The organism is Reichenbachiella sp. (assembly GCF_039944555.1).
Taxonomy (GTDB): Bacteria; Bacteroidota; Bacteroidia; order Cytophagales; family Cyclobacteriaceae; genus Reichenbachiella.
The window spans coordinates 600,012-618,602 of record NZ_JBDUYN010000012.1 but is presented as its reverse complement, the minus strand read 5'-3'; the positions used below and the strand labels follow the sequence as shown (position 1 = coordinate 618,602).

Genomic DNA, 18,591 nt, shown 5'->3' with positions numbered 1-18,591 from the left:
ATCAAAGTCGCCAAAATAGGCAAATATTTTAAGAAGATAATTCCTCTGCCAAAAACCTCGCCGTATAGCCAGCATTTTTTTTCACTATCTGCTCGGGTGTACCTTCGGCTATAATCTGCCCACCTCCGTTACCACCTTCTGGACCGAGATCAATGATGTGATCTGAGATTTTGATGACATCCAGGTTGTGCTCGATGATCATTACAGTATTACCCTTTTCTACCAGGATATTAAGGACATTTAGCAAATGCTGTATGTCTTGAAAATGTAGGCCAGTAGTTGGCTCATCTAAAACATAGAAGGTCTTACCGGTATCCTTTTTGGAAAGTTCTGTTGCCAACTTAACGCGTTGTGCCTCGCCCCCGGAAAGCGTGGTCGCGTGCTGCCCGAGGGTGACATACCCAAGCCCAACATCATTTAAGGTCTTAATTTTACGAACAATTTTCGGCTGGTGTTCAAAGAACCCTACTGCCTGCTCCACAGTCATATCCAAAACATCAGAAATGGATTTACCCTTGAATCGCACTTCAAGTGTCTCGCGATTGTACCTCTTATCCTTACAGGTTTCACAGGGCACATAGACGTCAGGTAAGAAGTCCATCTCAACCAGCTTCATTCCGGCTCCTTCACAAGTTTCGCAACGTCCTCCTTTTACATTAAAAGAAAAACGACCAGGCTTATATCCTCTTATCTTAGCTTCTGGTAATTGCGAAAACAGCGCTCTAATGTCGGTGAAGACACCTGTATACGTCGCAGGATTTGACCTCGGTGTACGTCCAATCGGCGACTGGTCAACTTCAATAATTTTATCGACATGATCTACTCCGTCGATGCTTTTATACGAAAGAGGATCTTTTCTCGATCGGTAAAACTTTTTGTTCAGGATTGGAACAAAAGTCTCATGAATCAAAGATGATTTGCCACTTCCGGAGACGCCGGTAACACAGATCATTTTTCCAAGCGGTAAGGTTAGGTTCACGTTTTTCAGATTATGACCTGTAGCTCCCTTGAGAACAATTTTCTCCCCGTTTCCAGCCCTCCTTTTCTTCGGCACTTCTATTTTCAACTTACCGCTCAAATAACCAGCAGTAGTGGTGGGGTTTTTCATAAATTCAGAAGGAGATCCTTCGGCCACTATTTGACCTCCATGACGTCCAGCCCCTGGGCCTATGTCGATGACGTAATCTGAATCGAGCATCATGTCTTTGTCATGCTCTACTACTATTACGGTATTCCCCAAATCACGAAGGTCTTTCAGGGCCTTGATTAGCTTTACGTTATCACGCTGGTGCAAGCCTATGCTAGGCTCGTCCAAAATATACAGCACACCCACGAGTTGAGTGCCTATTTGCGTGGCTAGTCGTATTCTTTGCGCTTCTCCTCCTGATAAGGTTCTAAGCGGTCGATTGAGCTCTAAATAATTCAATCCTACGTCTAGTAAAAAGCCAAGTCTCTTTCTAATTTCCTTGAGTATCTCAGCGGCAATGACATTTTGTCTTTCGGTCAAACGGCTTTCTACATCTACAAACCATTCCGTTAGATCATGAATATTTAATTGAGCAAGCTCGGAAATATTCTTTTCTGCAATTTTGAAATGCAAGGACTCTTTTCTAAGTCTTGCCCCTTCACATTCCGGACATACGGAGGTAGTAGTAAAATCTTTGATCCATTTTTGGATTTTTTCCGTGCCACTCTCTTTTTGCTTTTCCAAGAAATTGGCAATTCCCTGAAACTGAGTATTCCACTCAGTACCTGGGTATTTCTTTGAACTTACAGCCACAGGCTCCTCATCACCATATAATAATATATCAAGAACATCGGATTTAATATCTTTCACAGGGGTGGTGAGACTATACTTATGTTTTTTAAGGATGGCTTCGACTTTCTTAAAAATCCAGATGTCACGAAATTCGCCCAAAGGTAAAATCGCACCTCGGCTAATACTTAATGAAGCATCAGGGATGATGTTGTCTTTTTCTATCTTTTCTATCACACCAAGCCCATTGCAGGTCTGGCAAGCGCCGTAAGGCGAGTTGAAGGAGAAATTGTTGGGAGCCGGATCATCATAGGCCAGACCTGATTTGGCATCCATCAGGTGCTTTGAGAAATGGTGTATTTCACCTTGCTCATCTTGAATCATCATCACGCCCTTGCCTTGTTGTATGGCCGTTTTTAAGGACGCATTAATTCTGATCTTATCCTTTTCTCGGACTTGCACACGATCAATTACGACTTCAATGTCGTGCGTTTTGTATCGATCTACCTGCATCTTTGGTATAAGGTCTCGCATCTCTCCATCGATTCGAACCTTGGTGTAGCCCATTTTTGCCACTTGTACAAAAAGCTCTCTATAGTGTCCTTTTCTCCCTTTTACGACTGGAGCCAATATGGATATTTTCTGATTGTCGAAGAAGGATAGCACATGGAAGAAAATCTGTTCTTCAGTTTGCTTTTCCATCTTCTCGCCGGTCACATATGAATAGGCAATACCGGCCCTAGCGAAAAGTAGACGCATAAAGTCATAGACTTCCGTTACCGTACCTACTGTTGATCTTGGATTTCGGCTTGTAGTTTTTTGCTCTATTGAAATTACAGGAGATAGACCGTTGATCTTGTCAACATCCGGTCTCTCCATGTCGCCCATAAAACTTCTGGCATAGGCAGAAAAGCTTTCCATATATCGTCTCTGCCCTTCGGCATATATCGTATCGAAAGCCAGGGAAGATTTACCACTTCCACTGATGCCGGTAATTACCACCAACTGATTCCGCTTGAACTTGACATCGATGTCTTTGAGGTTGTGCTCACGTGCTCCATACACTTCTATGTAATCCGTGTGTTCTCCTTCCAAAGTGTCTAAAACCGTGGGTTCTAATTCCTCCATGTGTTCTGCTTTCTCCATTATTCTTTTGTAGGAATTTTTACTTCAAATTTTTGCCCTTGCTTCACGTTCATTTTGTAAGTTCTTATCCAAGGGTTCAGCCTCTTCAATTGGTAATAGCTTGTTCCGTGCTGTTCTGCAAAGTCATTCCAATTGTCGATTGAAGAATCCACGATCACCTTTTTAAGTGATTCGGACTCGTACATTTCATCTACATCAAACCCAAAAGTCTCTGGGTTTTCCAGCATATTTTTTAACGCCAATATTCTGAACACGTATCTTGAGGGTTCTTCTGACATGATCATGTCATAGTAAGAAGACGCTCTCTGATTTTCTAAGACTTTGGCTGCCCCGCTCATGCCCATGTTGTAGGCAGCAGCTACTATAGTCCAACTACCAAATTTCTCATAAGCTTTATTGAGGTATTTGATCGCGGCTTCTGTAGATCGAATAGGATCGTAACGTTGATCTACTTGTTTATTTACGATCAACCCAAAATCACCCGCCGTTCCTCTCATGATTTGCCAAAACCCAACAGCCTTGGCCGGAGATACTACCTGGTCCAGGCCGCTCTCGGCTACGGCTAGGTATTTGAAGTCCGTTGGGATATCATTAGCCGCCAGAATAGAATCGATCAACGGTAGCCATCTTTGCCCTCGCTTGAGCAAAATAATGGAATTGGAGTGCCAGAAGGCATTGACTTGAATTTCCCGATCAAGTCGCTCTCTCACGTCTCTTCTATGTAATGGCACTATTTCACCTGCAAAGGTCATTGAATCCGGCACCGGATATCCAGATATTAAATGATTATTTTGTTTGATTCCAATACTGGCTTCAGGAATCCGGGGAGGCTCGGTTGAACGGTCCGAAAATATCCGTTCTGCAGCATATATTAATGCTCCACCTATGAGCAACCCAACTAAAAAATACTGATGTTTTTTTAACATTCTAAAATTAGAAATTCGGGGAAAGTTTGAATTGATGGTAGAATTCGTCTATCACTGCTACGGCCTCCTCTTCTGTTTCGACCAGATGAAATAAATCTAAGTCCTGAGGGCTAATATTTTTCTCCTTGAGAAGTACATCTTTAAGCCAATCAACAAGGCCACTCCAATAATCCCTGCCTACCATCACGATTGGGAATCTTTCTATTTTTTGAGTTTGAATCAATGTCAGTGCTTCAAACATTTCATCTAGAGTACCAAAACCGCCTGGCATAACGATAAAGCCTTGAGAGTAGCGGACAAACATTACCTTCCTCACGAAGAAGTAATCGAAATTGATCAACTTATCCTGATCGATATATATGTTGTTGTTTTGTTCAAAAGGAAGGTCAATATTCAGTCCAACAGATTTACCTTCTTCATTATGTGCCCCCTTATTTCCTGCTTCCATGATACCGGGGCCTCCTCCGGTAATTACCCCATAGCCATGACGAACCAATTTGGCCGAAATTTCCGTCGCCATTTTATAGTACTTATGGTTCGGATGTGTTCTGGCGGATCCAAAAATTGAAACACAAGGTCCAATTTTAGCTAACTTTTCAAACCCTTCTACGAATTCAGACATCACCTTAAAAATCACCCAGGAGTCTGCACTCTTGATCTCATTCCAGTTTTTGTCTTTGAAGGCTTTTTTTATCTTTTCTACATGCGCCTTTTTCTTGCTTCCGTCTCCCATGTTATTTGTTGTTCGTTGGTTGTAAAATTCTAAATGGTTCAAAAAAATGCCAAGCCGGCAAAGTTAGAGATTATTAGCCAAAGCTCAAGGCCGGATTAATAAATCACTAATGGCCTTCTCGGCCGCTGGAAAATTAAATTGATAGCCCGCATCTTCAAGTTTTTTGGACGACATTTTATGACCTTCCAATACCACCGTGGACATCTCTCCAAGAAGAAACTTCAACATGAAACCCGGCACATTCGGCAGCCAAAGCGGGCGCTTAATTATCCTGGCTATCAAACGGGTCAGCTTTGCATTAGTTACAGGTTCTGGTGCGACCAAATTATATGATCCTGAGAGGCCTTTATGGGTCATGAAATGATGAATGGCACGACACCAGTCTTCCCAATGAATCCAGCAGACCGATTGCTTTCCTGAGCCCAGAGGAGAACCCATAAGATAGCGAATGGGTTGTGTCATTTTGTGTAATGCTCCACCTTTTTCATCAAAAACAACTCCTGTTCTGATCTTTATCACTCTCATACCCAAAGTTGCAAAACGATCTGCCTCTTTCTCCCATTGTAGACATACTTGTGCCAAGAAACCCTCTCCTGCTTGATCATCTTCCCTTGACTCATGTTCAAAATCATGAATACCATAATAGCCCGTTGCTGAAGCACAAATGAAGGTCTTGGGTCTCTCATTTGAGTTGATCTTCTTTACGCTCTCAAAAAGCAATCGAGTAGATCGAATTCGACTGCTTAAAATTTCTTCTTTTCTTTTAGTATTCCACCTTCCTTCAGCAATATTGGCTCCGGCCAGGTGTATCACTGTATCCACTTCAGTAAAAGCATCAGGGTCGATTCTTCCTTCATCAACATTCCATTCATATTGAGAGATGTCAGCAGAATCGTTTGTGCTGCGACTTACAATTCTAGGGTGCATGGCGTGCTCCAGTAGATACGATGTTAATCTTTTTCCCAACAAGCCTGTTCCACCGGTGATTAGTATGTGCATGTTAAATTTTAAGTTTTTAAAAAGAGTTCAGAAGCTGATCCCTTTTAAAGATATTGACTATTTTAGAATTTAATCCAACTTGAACTCTAGTTAATGGATCTCAATTTCGAAAGTATAAAACTAACTATCATTCTAATTTGCGGTTTTGGCGTAGTATCCATTGCTGCTAATAAGATTGCAACTGTTTTTCAGAAAATAAACCTGCCTATCATTACAGGCTTTTTAATGACGGGTATCTTGTGTGGACCTTTTGTTCTTAATTTGATTCCAAAGGAGTCTATTTCTGAACTAAACTTCATCAATGAGGTAGCTCTGGCTTTTATTGCCTTTGCGGCTGGGGCGGAATTGTACTTTCGTGAGCTAATGTCCAAAATCAATAGTATCAAATGGAATACGCTAGGTCAGCTTTTCTTTTCATTTGGCATTGGCAGTATTACTGTTTTTTTCCTGGCTGATTATATTTCCTTCATGCAAGGCATGGATTTTAGTGTCAGGTTGGCTGTATCCCTATTAGCCGGAACAGTATTCGTCGCACGTTCTCCAGCTTCCGCCATAGCGGTCATCAATGAACTTAAGGCTAAAGGGCCATTTACCCAAACGGTAATGGGCGTGACGGTGCTCAAGGATTTCATTGTGATCATTCTTTTTGCCATGTGCTTTAACCTGAGCATTTCTCTAGTTTCTGGTAATGAGTTCAAATATATCAACGTATTACTACCTGTTCTAGAAATGTTGATTTCAGCTGGAATAGGTTATTTATTAGGCAAACTGCTCGACTTCGTTTTGTCATGGAGAATCAAATCTGAGTCTAAGGCTCTCGTGATCGTAATTTTGGGCTATTCGGTTTACTTTGTCAACCATTATTTGGCGGACGTAAGTCTCATTCCAGATCACTTTATCCGACTAGAGCCATTGATTACTTGCATAATCGCTAGCCTTTACATCACCAACTACTCCAAATACAAGCCTGAGTTTTTATCCATATTGCATCAAACAGGGCCCATGATTTATGCGGCGTTTTTCACGCTCACCGGAGCATCACTTAATATTTATATCTTATTTGGCATATGGCCTATAGCCTTATTCTTTTTTGGTATACGCTTACTAACAATTATGGGGGGTTCTTATGCAGGTGGATTAATCGCCCAAGACCCCATGAGATTTGTGAACGTAGGCTGGATGCCTTATATCACTCAAGCTGGTGTGGCCTTAGGCCTAACCTCTCTGGTATCTAGTCAATTTCCTGATTGGGGGCCTGAGTTCGCTACAATTATGATTGGAATTATTGTGTTAAATCAAATTGTCGGCCCACCATTATTCAAGTATGCTTTGAGGAAATTGGGCGAAGATAAAACCAAGGCCAAATTTGAGACAGATGGGATTCGGGATGCGATCATTTTCGGATTCGAAAGCCAATCTGTTGCTTTAGCCAAACAGCTAATGAGTAACAATTGGAAAGTTCAAATAGTTACACTAATGGATAAAGGAAGCATTGTCGAACCAGAAGATGTTCCAATCCGCTATATGAGGGAGGTCAATCTGGAGGATTTCAGTGCTATGGGTGCGGCTAAAACGGAAGCCATAGTTTGTATGCTTTCCGACAAGGACAATCTGACAGTTTGTGAATTGGCCTACCAGCATTTCGGTACGCCAGATATCATAGTGAGATTAAACGAAAGGACCTATTATGACAAGTTCTTAAACCTTGGTGTGCGGGTGGTAGACCCATCAATGGCCATGATCAGTCTAATGGATCACTATGTGCGCTCTCCACAAGCTACTTCCCTTCTTTTGGGGATGGAACCAGGTCAGGATTCGAGGGATCTGGAAGTTTTGAATCCAGATTTGCATGGTGTAACCCTTAGAGATCTTCGATTGCCTGCTGACGTAATTATCTTATCAATAAAGAGAAGCGGCCAGATGATAATATCACACGGCTATACGAGACTTCGATTGAAGGATTTAGTAACCTTTGTTGGTTCCAAAAAGAGTCTTGATGATTTGACCAGGAGGTTTGACTATTGAACGGCATAGTGACCATCTTTTCCAAAGTTTTAGAACTTTGGAAAAGAATAAAGGATGGCTACTCCTCGTAAGCCCAATCAATGCCGGTTTTCATGTCTTTCAGGACGATCCCTTGTGATTTAAGGCTATTTCGGATCTCGTCTACCTTGTGGTAGTCTTTTGCCTCTTTGGCTTCTTTATAAATATTGAGCAAAACACTAATCAATCCATCAAATTCGACATGGTTTTCTTCCTTCAAGGCAAGTACATTCAATACAAAAGTTTCAAAAGTAGCCTTCATTCTATTGAAAGTATCAGCTCCAATTTCAGCGATGGATAGTGCTCCTGTATGAATTGAATTGATTTTCTTAAGCAGGTTAAACAGATGCCCAATAGTTAAAGCAGTATTGAAATCATCATTCATAGCCCGATAGCAATTATCGCAAAGACTATTGATTTGCTGGATTGCCTTTTCATTTTGCTCTGCACCTGCAAGCCCGTCTATGGTCAATCCCCTCAAAGTTTTCAAGCCATTCATCAACTTGCGATAACCCTTTTGCGCTGCACTTAATGCTTCATTAGAAAAATCAAGTGTACTCGCATAATGAGATTGAAGCATGAAGAATTTAGTAGTCATAGGACTGTAGGGCTTATCAAGCAATGGGTGGTCACCAGTAAACAATTCTCTTGGCAGAAAAGAATTGCCTAATGACTTACTCATTTTCTGACCATTTACTGTCAACATGTTGGTATGTATCCAATATTTAACCGGATCCGTTCCATGTGCACCTACAGATTGGGCCAATTCACATTCATGATGTGGAAACTTGAGATCCATTCCTCCGCCATGAATATCAAAAGTTTGACCTAGGTATTTTTTGCCCATAACCGTGCATTCAAGATGCCAGCCCGGAAATCCTGCTCCCCAAGGTGAATTCCAGCGCATGATATGCTCTGGTGAGGCATTTTTCCATAAGGCAAAGTCTACCGCATTCCTTTTTTCGTCTTGCCCATCCAGGTCACGTGTATTAGACAGCAATTCTTCTATTTTTCTTCCGGAGAGTTTTCCATAGTCATGGTCTTTTTGATAGGCATTGACATCAAAATAAACCGAACCATCGACTTCATATGCTAACCCTTTTTCAATAAGCAACTCAATCATTTCTATTTGCTCAAGAATATGGCCCGTGGCCGAAGGTTCAATACTTGGTGGAAGTGTATTGAACATTGTCATGACCTGATGGAAATCCTGCGTATATCGCTGTACCACTTCCATAGGTTCCAAATTTTCCAACTTAGCCTTTTTCGCAATTTTATCTTCCCCGGCATCCTCGTCATTAACCAAATGACCGACATCCGTTATATTCCGAACATATCTGACTTTGTAGCCCAAATTCATCAAATACCTAAAGATCACATCAAAACTCAAAAATGTGCGGACATTTCCAAGATGGACATCACTGTAAACTGTAGGACCGCAGACATACATGCCGACATGGGGTGCATGAATAGGTTCAAATAATTCCTTCTTTCCGGTCAGTGAATTGTTGATGCGTAGGTCCTTGAGCATTAATTGATTGATTTATGAAAAGGTGTTATACGGTGCTAGTTACAAAAAGTGGGTCAATTCAGATTAAAAGTTACTTCTAATTTGATATCCGGATGAATACTTAGAGCAACGGGACAAGTCTTGGCTGCATTGATAAGCATAGTCTTTTGGCGATCTGTCAATTCTAGCTTTGGCCAATTAAAATTGACATGAATTTCCGAAACTTTTCTTGGACTTGCAGACATTATTTTGGTAATATCGGTGGTTAGGCCATTCATCGTGATTTTTTCACGATCTGCGACCTGACCCATAATAGTCATCATGCAGGCACTTAATGAAAATGACATAAGATCAGTAGGTGAGAATGCTTCACCCTTGCCCATGTTATCTACAGGTGCGTCAGTAATGATTTTATTTCCTGATGGAATATGTAGGCCTTCGGTCCGCAGATTGCCAAGATATTCATTTTTTAAGGTGCCCATTAAACTTTAGATTTTGAAAAAACGTTATTTTGCAAAGCTTAAGCACCTACACTTGAAATCAAAAGTTATCAGAATTTTATTTCGTTTGGATAATGTAATAAGTAAGTGAAGTTGTTAGATTTAATGAAATATGCTGAAGAAGTTAACACTCATATCATTATTTGCCTTTTTTGCAACCGAAGGATTTGGTCAATCCTCTGGCCAATATGATTACACCAAAGAGTTTATTTGGGGTATTAACAAGAATACAAACGGTGGTTTGATAGGTGGATTTGTAATGAAATTTTCCAGTGCGATCAGTGAGACCCAGTTCAGAACTATCGGATTCGAACTGATGAATGTAAAACATCCCAAGGAACACAGGCGAAACTCAGCAGCAGGAAATCCATTTATATATGGAAAATCAAATTACCTTTATGCGATTCGTGGTCAGTACGGACGAGATTTCATTCTTTTCAAAAAAGCACCTCAGCAAGGCGTACAAATCAATGCATCTCTTGCTGCCGGCCCTACGATTGGTGTAGTGGCCCCCTATTATGTAAAAGTGGGAGATGGAGGTGCAGCAGTGCCATTTGGCTACGACCCTAAGACAGTCGGAGCAGGAAAAACACCAACATTATATTCCTATCAGTCCATTTCCGGTACTGGTCACCTATTTCAGGGCTTAGGCCAATCATCCCTAAAAGTTGGCGTCAACATGAAGGCTTCACTTACTTTCGAAATGGGTGCATTCAAAAGCAATGTTACTGGCTTTGAAATTGGTACCATGTATGAGGCCTACGCTGGAAAAATAGAACTTATGCCTGTAGAAGACGATCGATCTATGTTCTTGTCGGCATTTATTACTTTGTTTTACGGACACCGAAAATAAAAGCCTAGCCCCTCACCTTTTTAAAAAACCATTCGTAAACTATTCAAGTTAGTCTACTTGTTTGTTTCTTTGCACAAATTTCAATTTTCATGATAGAGTTACCAGTAATCGACGGAAAGCAGGCCAGAAAACGCACCAAGCCAGATTGGCTCCGCGTGAAGTTGCCTGTGGGGCAGAGCTATGCCAATGTGCGTAAGATCGTAGATGAAAACAAATTGCATACGATTTGTGAAAGCGGCAATTGCCCTAACATGGGTGAATGCTGGGGAGCCGGTACTGCCACCTTCATGATTTTGGGTAATGTATGTACCAGAAGTTGTACTTTTTGTGCCGTAGCCACTGGTCGTCCCCCAGAATATGATACTGATGAGCCCAAACGTGTGGCCGATGCGATCAAAACCATGGGTGTAAAGCATGCAGTTATTACGTCCGTGAATCGAGATGAGCTCAAAGACCGTGGAGCTGAGATCTGGTACCAAACCGTGGTTGAAACCAAAAAGGCCTCTCCTGATACTACCATTGAGATATTGATCCCTGATGTAAAGGGAAAATGGGAGGCACTTTATCGAATGATAGATGGGGGCCAAGAAGTAGTGTCTCACAATATGGAAACGGTGGAGAGTCTATATCGAAGAGTTCGCCCACAAGCCAGATATGCAAGAAGTCTTGAGCAAATCAAACTGACTAAAGCCTATGGTCAAAGAACTAAGTCAGGGATTATGCTTGGACTTGGAGAAACCGTAGATGAAGTCCATAAAGCCATCGATGATTTAGTGGAGAATGGTCTTGATATTTTAACTCTTGGCCAATATCTTCAACCAACCAAAATGCATATCGAAGTGGCGGAATTCATTCACCCTGATCAATTTGAGAAATACAAAGAGGAAGGATTGAAACGGGGACTGAAGTATGTTGAATCGGGGCCTTTAGTAAGATCTTCCTACCATGCAGAACGTCATGTGAATGTACCTATATAAGCAATGACTCAATGATATAATTAAATAATGAGCTAATAACTCATTAGATCATTGAGTCATTTATTACTTAAACCCCTGCTTAATTTATCTCAATGTTTTCATTCATTATCTGAGAGAGCTCGATGAGTGAGGCATCGATAAAGGCCTGATCCAATGACTCAACGGCAACGCTTTCATCTTGTGGTTTGAAGTTGATGTAATCCTGAAAAGTCATCCCCTTGATGTTGCGTCTGTTGACGGCCTGGCGAAAACGAATACCACCGCCATCAGTAAGATAGGAATACGCCAGATAGTCGAGTGTGCTGGTCTTGGCATTTATCCAGTAAACGAAGACGTCTTCAAAGTCTTTACCGCCATTTTCTTGACCAAATGTGACTTGTATCTTTTCGTAAAGCCGATCGTTGATCACTTTTTGGCCCAGATATTTTTTTCGTACGGCGGCATCATTCAAACCGTAGGGTAATTGAAAGAAGTACAAAACTGAATTCACTGAGTTGGCATACTTGAATTTCCATTCATCATCGATGTTCAACAGCGTATCATTGACATATCGCTCCAGATCGGTGCTATTGATCAAAACATCCTTTACCTGACCGAGGCTATCGTCTTCAAAAGACCGAATGTAAGTGTATCCTTCTTGCTTACGTTGAACGAGATAATGTTTGTCTCTGAAATCAAAGGTCACTGTACGTCCTTCGAAAAGCTGACCGCCATGCTTGGCAATGGCCAGGTTTATTATCTTTTGTGGGTCTTTATTTGGTGTGCACCCAAAGAGCAGCACGATAGCAAGGAGGAAACTAAGGAAGTTTTTCATAAAATAATTCGCGTTTAGACAGGGATACGAGAATATAGGTTTATAGTTTGCTCTCATAACCGAACCCACAACCGTTTTCCCTAGTCAAAAATTCCCGTTAGTACCTGTTCTTTATAAGCGGCACCTACCGGTACGTTTTTGTCGCCAATCTTTAATCGATTTCCATCCATTACCTCTACCCATCTTTTATTGACAATAAAAGATTTGTGCACTCGAATAAATCCGATACTTTTTAGATTGAGTTCTATGTCCTTTAGCGCTTGAAGAGAAATTATTTTTCTATCGACCAGGTGATAGGTCACGTATTCTCTTAGCCCTTCTATATATTTGATATCGATAGTTGCCACCTTGTATAGTTTATGTTCTGCCTTGATAATTAGAGTGTCTGATTTCTTGGTATTCGGCCTTTCAATTTCCTTACCTTCCCTCATTTCAAGCAATTCGCAGGCCTTGTTTACTGCCTGAACAAAGCGATTAAATGGAAATGGCTTCAAAAGATAATCAACCACATCTAGTTGATAGCCTTCCAGTGCAAATTCCTGGTAAGCCGTGGTAAAAATGGTGATGGGTTGGCTGCGTATGCTCTTGAGCATCTCAATACCCGTAAGGTCTGGCATTTGAATGTCCAAGAAGATCAGATCTATTGATTGGCTGTTAATAAGTTCAATACCTTCAAGCGCGCTTTTACAGGCTTTGACCAGATTCAAGTGTGGCACCTTCTCTACATATCTTTTCAGCAACTCTCTTGCCGGTTGTTCGTCGTCGATGATCAAGCAGGTATAACTCATACTACGCTTTCAATACTAAACTTATCAGGAAGGTATCCGAACCTTTCTGGATATCCAAATCAAAATTGTCTCCATAAAACAGTTCAAGTCGCCTTCTGACATTCTTTAATCCAATGCCACCCGTTTTATCTTTTGCCTGTGAGATTTCTGCGATGGTATTTTTGCATGTGAAATGCAGGTTTTCATCTTTCGTTTTAATTTCAATCGAAAGATATGCTTCATCGGACGTGGCTAAGTTGCCATGTTTAAATGCGTTTTCGATAAATGGGAGTAAAACCATTGGCGGTATCTGTAATTGCTCACTAACCTTTTCAGACTTTAATGAAATCTTGGAGTCAAAATCTTCGTCTTTCAATGATTGTAGTTGAATGTAATGACCAATGTATTCCAACTCCTTTTGGAGAGTAACCAGCTTACTTTCGGAGTCATAAATGGAATACCTCAGGATTTCTGACAGTCGCTGGATCGCATCAGCGGTCTTGTCCGATTTTACTGTGGCCAAGGAGTATAAGTTGTTGAGCGTATTGAATAAAAAATGCGGATTGATTTGAGATTTTAGGAACTTCTTTTCTGCCTCCAATGATTGATTTTTCATCTGAAGCAGCTCCTCATCTTTACTTTTTTTAGTTTTGATATTAAAATAAACTGAACTCACAAACAGAACTGCTGCAGAGGATATCAACATACCTACAGCTCTTGGATCCATAATCCTTTTTCTTCCCTTGCGGCGGTCGCGTGTTTTTGCTTCTTTAGGAAAGTTATTTTTTCTCATTTCATCCATTCGCTGAGTAAGTCTAGAGTCCCGTTCTGGCATGACTGACTTGAGAGGGCCCACTAAAAGTGCCAATACCAGGCCTAACGAAGCAATCAACAACACGGCATAGGAAACCACCTTTCTTCTATCGAGGAATTTGGGCATTAGAAAATTGGCATTGAGGTAAAACAGAAAAGAATGGATGGATACCACAACAAGCGCTCGCACCATTGATTCTTGCCAGTCTTCAAATGAGGAAAATGACCAGGCTATCAAATTAAAATAGCCTACCCAAACCAAAAAATGAATAAGTGCAGGTTTAAAATTTTTCATCGAAGGTTTAAAGTAGTTTAATGCAATATTAGGCTAGTGGTTGTCTGCATTTCAATTTTTTCAACAACCAATGCTTTAATCTCAATCAATGGAGCATCAACTTAAACAAATAGATAAAAACCGGGCTTATGGTATTAAAACCATTGTTCGTAGATAATAGTAAGCTGCCTGTTGAAAACATTTGAGTTCGTCTTCCCGCTTTGTGAAATTTGAAAAATGAAAACAAATACAACAGTGTAATATGAAAATAATAATTAGAATTTTGGGTCTGTCGCTCTTGCTCATGGGTAGTGCTACAGCCATCGTGAAAGCTCAGCCAGATTCCTCTTCTAAACCTAGCGAAGAGCGTCTGATGGAATTGATAAAAAATGATCAGATCAAGCTTGAGTTATCAGAAGAGCAAAAAGAGCCATACGCTGAAATCGTACTGAAGTATGCTGATAAATTGAAAGCATTAAAAAATTCTTCCGGAAGTCGGGAAAGTAAGCGAAAAGAAGCAGGAGAATTGAAAAATGCCAAAGATGAAGAAATGCGAGGGCTGCTATCCAAGAAACAGTTTGAATCCTATGTTTTAATACAAAAAGAGCGCTGGGAAAAAATGAAACAACGTCGAAAAAGATAGGTTTTTGATTAGTTCGGTAGTAACACTTTCCGTGATTTGAGCAAACCGTTGAATATGCAGATGCAGAAAGTGTCAGGCCTGATGTATTACTTCATCAGGCTTTTTTTTATTCAACACCAACTCTTGCCAACAAATCTTTAAATTCACCATGACGATGAAGTGGTTCCCAAATTGGGCTCAATCCCATCATAATGCACTGGCCATTTTTTTCATCTACACATTTAGCTAAGTATTTAATTGCCGCTTCGTATTCACCTAGTCCTGTATATAATGTAGCGAAGTCATAATTCAGTGATTTTTTAACTCCTTTATGAGATTTAAGGTTTTCCAGATGAATACGGGCTTGATCGAGGTTACCTTTCAAGGCATAGGCATATCCCAACTGCGTATCGGTAATCATAGCGAATGTGGTCTCGCTTTGATTTTCAAAGATGGCTATCGCTTCATCATATGCTCCTAACTGCAAATGTGCCCAGCCTTTGAACTCCACTGCAGCTTGAAACTGCGGATTAATTTTGAGTGCCTGATCATAAATGTGAATAGCTTCCTGATATTCTCTAGCCATATAAAATACATCTGCTTTGGTACGCATGGTATGAACTGATAATGGATCGCTGATTAGCGCTCTTTCTATTGCAGCCTTAGCCTGATCAAAGTCCTTCCGGATTAAATGGTACAATGAAAGTAATACATGAGCCACTGGAGCATTGGAATTAATCTTCAAGGCTCTCAATAGCAGTTGATACCCTTCTTCAAATTCCCATTGATGAAAAAACTTCAGCGAAACCAAAGTCAAATAGGAATCAATGCTTTCATTATTTAACTCCAGGCCCTTTTGAGCCATTTCCTCAGCTTTTTTGTACGCAATATCAGTATCCATGTGACCTGTATTGCCCAACATAGTATAGCAAAACCCTAGGCCTTCATATGGTAATGAAAACTCAGGTTCGAGTTCAATGACTTGTCTATATAAGTCAACGGCCTTCTCAAAATTGGCAGGCGTCCATTTGTTTTGATAAAACAGTCCCAGGAGATATGTGTTATATGCTTCAACATTTTCGGTAGGCGAAACAAGCTTTTTTTGCTGCTCTCCCATACTCAGTTTTTCACGAAGGCTGTTGGCTATTTTTAAGGAGATTTCATCTTGCACCCGAAAGATATCATCCATGGTACCATCAAAATTCTCAGCCCATATATGGTAGCCATCACTGATACTGATCAACTGTGCCGTAATTCTAATCCTGTCTCCGGCTTTTCTAACACTGCCTTCCAAAATGGAGTTGACACCGAGTTGTTTTCCAATAATTCTCAGATCTTCATGTTTGTTTTTGAAGGCAAACGAAGAGGTTCTTGAAGTCACTCTGAGACCATCTACTTTCACCAGCGCGTTGATAATCTCTTCGGTTATGCCGTCACTGAAATAGTCATTATCAAATTCATTACTCATATTGACAAACGGCAGTACAGCAATGCTTTTGATTCGTTCCTTGAGCTTGCCTTTCATTTCCGACCGGGAGGGAATCTTAATTCCTTTATTGGTAATAGCGAATACTTCCATCGGTCTGATTACATTTTTCAGATCAAACTCACCCAGAGATTGCACTTGAATGAAGGGTTGATTTTTAATATCATCAAATAGCTTTTCTGATACCAATATGCTACCCGGAACACCCAAAGACTCTATCCTTGAGGCTACATTCACCCCGTCGCCGAATATGCCACCATCTTCAAAAACAACGTCGCCAGAGTGAATTCCTATGCGGATTGGAACATTCGGGTCTCTTTGCATTTCTTCCTGAAGTTGCATGGCGCATTGAACTGCAGAAACCGAACTTTTGAAGGTTGTCAGTGTGCCATCACCATAGTGTTGCAAGATGCGGCCATCATAATTTGTGGTGAGCTTCTTGATAGCTTCTCTGTATTTGTCGCGTGTCATCATGGTATTGATCTCATCATCCTGCATCATTGCAGTATAATCCACGATGTCGGAGAACATGATTACCGAAAGTTGGCGAGTTATATCTTGAGTGAGCACTATCTAGAAGTCTTTAAATATTTAATTGGCTATTGACTCAACTGATTGAAATCGAAAAAGTTACTGTTTTTCATTTTCAATTTGACATCTATTACTATTTTTAATGTATTACCATCAAAATCTGCTATGCTCGGATTACGAACTACAATTTATAAAGTTGGGGATATTAACACTGCCAAGAAGTGGTATTCAGACGCGTTTCAATCAAAACCCTATTTTGATAAAGCTTTTTATGTGGGGTTCAATATCGCAGGGTATGAACTTGGCCTCCAGCCTGAAGAAGAGCCTACAACCAACAAGGCAGAAAGTGTAATCAACTACTGGGGTGTGGAGGATATCGAAGGAGAATTCAACAGGTTTTTGGAACTGGGTGCGACTATGCACGAAAAGCCCACTAACGTAGGAGGGGCGCTTGTCGTAGCTTCCATCAAAGACCCCTGGGGAAATATAATTGGGTTGATTTATAATCCAGATTTCAAACTTTAAGACATATTATCTTTTATAGATGTAGGTTATTTTAGACTCATCGTTAGTTTCGCTGTCAATGGTAGTGGATATATACACTAGTGTATTGGCGGATAGTTCTGTTACCTCCCAAACCTCTTCCAGGGTCTCTCCGGGATTTAAGGTAATCGTGGACTCACCATATTCCCATGTCCCTTCGCTCTCAAATCCAAGCTGAACACTGCTATAGGTATTGTCAGTACTAAAGGTATACTCCGTTCCAGCCAAAAATGCGTCAACAATAGCAGAGGCAATTTGGTCGCCCGCATCGGCATGATCATATATCCAGGTGCTCCCGGTGAGGTTGGCCTTGTCGATGACCGGATCCTCGTCATCACTACATGAAGTAAATGTAAGCGCAACAACGACTAATGCCCAGGTAAAAGATTTAAGGGTTGATTCGATCGAATTCATAGCTTTGGATTTTTGATTTGAAAGAGTAAACTTGACGCAAGTTAATGAGACGAAACAATTTTTGGCTATGAGAGAAACGAAATATGACAAAATTGGTCTGGGTTACAATGCAACACGTCAGGCCGACACTTATCTAGCATCAAGAATGCTTCATTATCTTGCCCCGCAACCTGGTCAGCGGTTTTTAGACATAGGCTGTGGAACGGGTAACTATACGTCCATCTTCATGAATAAGGGTCTTGACTTTATAGGCATAGATCCCTCCGATCAAATGCTTTCCGCTGCCAGAGACAAAAATCCCAAGGGTAAATGGATGCAGGCTAGAGCTGAGCATACTGGACTGAGCTCAGAAAGCATGGACGGTATTATCGGTAGTCTAACCATTCACCACTGGCAAAACCTGGAATTGGCTTTCAACGAACTGAATCGTATTCTTAAACCCACAGGCCAATTGATACTTTTCACCTCCACGCCTGATCAAATGAAAGGATACTGGCTCAATACCTATTTTCCGAAAATGCTTCAAGATTCCATGGATCAGATGCCAAGCCTGGAACTCGTCACTTCAGCACTCCATCAATCTGGCTTCCAAATCACAGAGACAGAAAAATATTTTGTCACAGCTGAGCTGACGGACTTATTTCTCTACAGTGGAAAACATCGACCTCATCTGTATCTTGATGCCCAGGTAAGGCAGGGCATCTCTTCCTTTTCTGACTTATCTAATGCTGAAGAAATCAATGCAGGTTTAGCTCAGTTGGCACTTGATATTGAATCTGATAAAATCAAAGAAGTAATGGACAGCGATGAATATGAATCAGGCGATTATCTCTTTGTCATTGCGCAAAAAAAATAAATCTCCCTTCCACTCTAAATGTTCATTT

17 protein-coding genes are annotated in these 18,591 nt (G+C 40.9%); 6 read left to right on the top strand and 11 right to left on the bottom strand.

Annotated features, from left to right (window positions below):
• Positions 1–28: 28 nt before the first annotated feature.
• The 4 genes from uvrA to ABJD64_RS20180 form a co-directional block, all read right to left on the bottom strand.
• Positions 29–2,884, bottom strand: a complete 2,856-nt coding sequence (gene uvrA / locus ABJD64_RS20195) for an excinuclease ABC subunit UvrA (RefSeq protein ID WP_348180952.1) — start codon at positions 2,882–2,884, stop codon at positions 29–31.
• 17 nt (positions 2,885–2,901) lie between these two features.
• On the bottom strand, positions 2,902–3,828 hold the full coding sequence (locus ABJD64_RS20190; RefSeq protein ID WP_348180439.1) for a lytic transglycosylase domain-containing protein: 927 nt from the start codon (positions 3,826–3,828) through the stop codon (positions 2,902–2,904).
• Positions 3,829–3,835: 7 nt separating this feature from the next.
• On the bottom strand, positions 3,836–4,561 hold the full coding sequence (locus ABJD64_RS20185; protein ID WP_348180440.1) for a TIGR00730 family Rossman fold protein: 726 nt from the start codon (positions 4,559–4,561) through the stop codon (positions 3,836–3,838).
• An 84-nt stretch (positions 4,562–4,645) separates the two neighbouring features.
• A complete protein-coding gene (locus ABJD64_RS20180; protein WP_348180441.1) occupies positions 4,646–5,560 on the bottom strand; it encodes a TIGR01777 family oxidoreductase in 915 nt (304 codons plus the stop codon).
• A 93-nt stretch (positions 5,561–5,653) separates the two neighbouring features.
• On the opposite strand from ABJD64_RS20180, the gene ABJD64_RS20175 reads away from it, so the two are divergent.
• Entirely contained in the window at positions 5,654–7,585 is a 1,932-nt protein-coding gene (locus tag ABJD64_RS20175; RefSeq protein WP_348180442.1) for a cation:proton antiporter, read from the top strand.
• 58 nt (positions 7,586–7,643) lie between these two features.
• Here the strand turns inward: ABJD64_RS20175 and cysS are convergent, their stop codons facing one another.
• Both cysS and ABJD64_RS20165 read right to left on the bottom strand, forming a co-directional pair.
• Positions 7,644–9,134, bottom strand: coding sequence for a cysteine--tRNA ligase (gene cysS, locus ABJD64_RS20170; protein ID WP_348180443.1), 1,491 nt, complete (start codon positions 9,132–9,134; stop codon positions 7,644–7,646).
• 53 nt (positions 9,135–9,187) lie between these two features.
• Complete coding sequence (locus tag ABJD64_RS20165) at positions 9,188–9,595, bottom strand: OsmC family protein (protein ID WP_348180444.1); 408 nt, start codon at positions 9,593–9,595, stop codon at positions 9,188–9,190.
• A gap of 130 nt (positions 9,596–9,725) precedes the next feature.
• Between ABJD64_RS20165 and ABJD64_RS20160 the strand changes: the two genes are divergently transcribed.
• A complete protein-coding gene (locus tag ABJD64_RS20160) occupies positions 9,726–10,466 on the top strand; it encodes a hypothetical protein (RefSeq protein WP_348180445.1) in 741 nt (246 codons plus the stop codon).
• Positions 10,467–10,555: 89 nt separating this feature from the next.
• Positions 10,556–11,443, top strand: a complete 888-nt coding sequence (gene lipA, locus ABJD64_RS20155; RefSeq protein WP_348180446.1) for a lipoyl synthase — start codon at positions 10,556–10,558, stop codon at positions 11,441–11,443.
• A gap of 79 nt (positions 11,444–11,522) precedes the next feature.
• On the opposite strand, the gene ABJD64_RS20150 is transcribed toward lipA, so the two are convergent.
• From ABJD64_RS20150 to ABJD64_RS20140, 3 genes are all read right to left on the bottom strand, one after another.
• Positions 11,523–12,257 (bottom strand): DUF6503 family protein, encoded by a 735-nt coding sequence (locus tag ABJD64_RS20150; RefSeq protein ID WP_348180447.1) that lies wholly within the window; start codon positions 12,255–12,257, stop codon positions 11,523–11,525.
• Between the two features lie 80 nt (positions 12,258–12,337).
• On the bottom strand, positions 12,338–13,045 hold the full coding sequence (locus ABJD64_RS20145) for a response regulator transcription factor (RefSeq protein WP_348180448.1): 708 nt from the start codon (positions 13,043–13,045) through the stop codon (positions 12,338–12,340).
• Position 13,046: 1 nt separating this feature from the next.
• The gene (locus ABJD64_RS20140) at positions 13,047–14,132 is read right to left on the bottom strand and encodes a histidine kinase (protein WP_348180449.1); all 1,086 of its coding nucleotides are present in this window, start codon (positions 14,130–14,132) and stop codon (positions 13,047–13,049) included.
• A 241-nt stretch (positions 14,133–14,373) separates the two neighbouring features.
• On the opposite strand from ABJD64_RS20140, the gene ABJD64_RS20135 reads away from it, so the two are divergent.
• Positions 14,374–14,754: a hypothetical protein gene (locus ABJD64_RS20135; protein WP_348180450.1), complete on the top strand. Its 381-nt coding sequence runs from the start codon at positions 14,374–14,376 to the stop codon at positions 14,752–14,754.
• A gap of 106 nt (positions 14,755–14,860) precedes the next feature.
• On the opposite strand, the gene ABJD64_RS20130 is transcribed toward ABJD64_RS20135, so the two are convergent.
• On the bottom strand, positions 14,861–16,750 hold the full coding sequence (locus ABJD64_RS20130; protein WP_348180451.1) for a tetratricopeptide repeat protein: 1,890 nt from the start codon (positions 16,748–16,750) through the stop codon (positions 14,861–14,863).
• Positions 16,751–16,915: 165 nt separating this feature from the next.
• On the opposite strand from ABJD64_RS20130, the gene ABJD64_RS20125 reads away from it, so the two are divergent.
• Complete coding sequence (locus ABJD64_RS20125) at positions 16,916–17,275, top strand: VOC family protein (protein ID WP_348180452.1); 360 nt, start codon at positions 16,916–16,918, stop codon at positions 17,273–17,275.
• 6 nt (positions 17,276–17,281) lie between these two features.
• Here ABJD64_RS20125 and ABJD64_RS20120 read toward each other — a convergent pair whose 3' ends face one another.
• A complete protein-coding gene (locus tag ABJD64_RS20120) occupies positions 17,282–17,707 on the bottom strand; it encodes a lipocalin family protein (RefSeq protein ID WP_348180453.1) in 426 nt (141 codons plus the stop codon).
• Between the two features lie 67 nt (positions 17,708–17,774).
• Here ABJD64_RS20120 and ABJD64_RS20115 point away from each other — a divergent pair, with 67 nt between their 5' ends.
• Positions 17,775–18,563 (top strand): class I SAM-dependent methyltransferase, encoded by a 789-nt coding sequence (locus ABJD64_RS20115; RefSeq protein WP_348180454.1) that lies wholly within the window; start codon positions 17,775–17,777, stop codon positions 18,561–18,563.
• The last annotated feature ends 28 nt before the right edge of the window (positions 18,564–18,591 follow it).

Coding starts and splice junctions, on each gene's coding strand:
- uvrA (WP_348180952.1), bottom strand. CDS start 2,884: ATGGAGGAATTAGAACCCACGGTTTTAGACACTTTGGAAGGAGAACAC.
- ABJD64_RS20190 (WP_348180439.1), bottom strand. CDS start 3,828: ATGTTAAAAAAACATCAGTATTTTTTAGTTGGGTTGCTCATAGGTGGA.
- ABJD64_RS20185 (WP_348180440.1), bottom strand. CDS start 4,561: ATGGGAGACGGAAGCAAGAAAAAGGCGCATGTAGAAAAGATAAAAAAA.
- ABJD64_RS20180 (WP_348180441.1), bottom strand. CDS start 5,560: ATGCACATACTAATCACCGGTGGAACAGGCTTGTTGGGAAAAAGATTA.
- ABJD64_RS20175 (WP_348180442.1), top strand. CDS start 5,654: ATGGATCTCAATTTCGAAAGTATAAAACTAACTATCATTCTAATTTGC.
- cysS (WP_348180443.1), bottom strand. CDS start 9,134: ATGCTCAAGGACCTACGCATCAACAATTCACTGACCGGAAAGAAGGAA.
- ABJD64_RS20165 (WP_348180444.1), bottom strand. CDS start 9,595: ATGGGCACCTTAAAAAATGAATATCTTGGCAATCTGCGGACCGAAGGC.
- ABJD64_RS20160 (WP_348180445.1), top strand. CDS start 9,726: ATGCTGAAGAAGTTAACACTCATATCATTATTTGCCTTTTTTGCAACC.
- lipA (WP_348180446.1), top strand. CDS start 10,556: ATGATAGAGTTACCAGTAATCGACGGAAAGCAGGCCAGAAAACGCACC.
- ABJD64_RS20150 (WP_348180447.1), bottom strand. CDS start 12,257: ATGAAAAACTTCCTTAGTTTCCTCCTTGCTATCGTGCTGCTCTTTGGG.
- ABJD64_RS20145 (WP_348180448.1), bottom strand. CDS start 13,045: ATGAGTTATACCTGCTTGATCATCGACGACGAACAACCGGCAAGAGAG.
- ABJD64_RS20140 (WP_348180449.1), bottom strand. CDS start 14,132: ATGAAAAATTTTAAACCTGCACTTATTCATTTTTTGGTTTGGGTAGGC.
- ABJD64_RS20135 (WP_348180450.1), top strand. CDS start 14,374: ATGAAAATAATAATTAGAATTTTGGGTCTGTCGCTCTTGCTCATGGGT.
- ABJD64_RS20130 (WP_348180451.1), bottom strand. CDS start 16,750: ATGTTCTCCGACATCGTGGATTATACTGCAATGATGCAGGATGATGAG.
- ABJD64_RS20125 (WP_348180452.1), top strand. CDS start 16,916: ATGCTCGGATTACGAACTACAATTTATAAAGTTGGGGATATTAACACT.
- ABJD64_RS20120 (WP_348180453.1), bottom strand. CDS start 17,707: ATGAATTCGATCGAATCAACCCTTAAATCTTTTACCTGGGCATTAGTC.
- ABJD64_RS20115 (WP_348180454.1), top strand. CDS start 17,775: ATGAGAGAAACGAAATATGACAAAATTGGTCTGGGTTACAATGCAACA.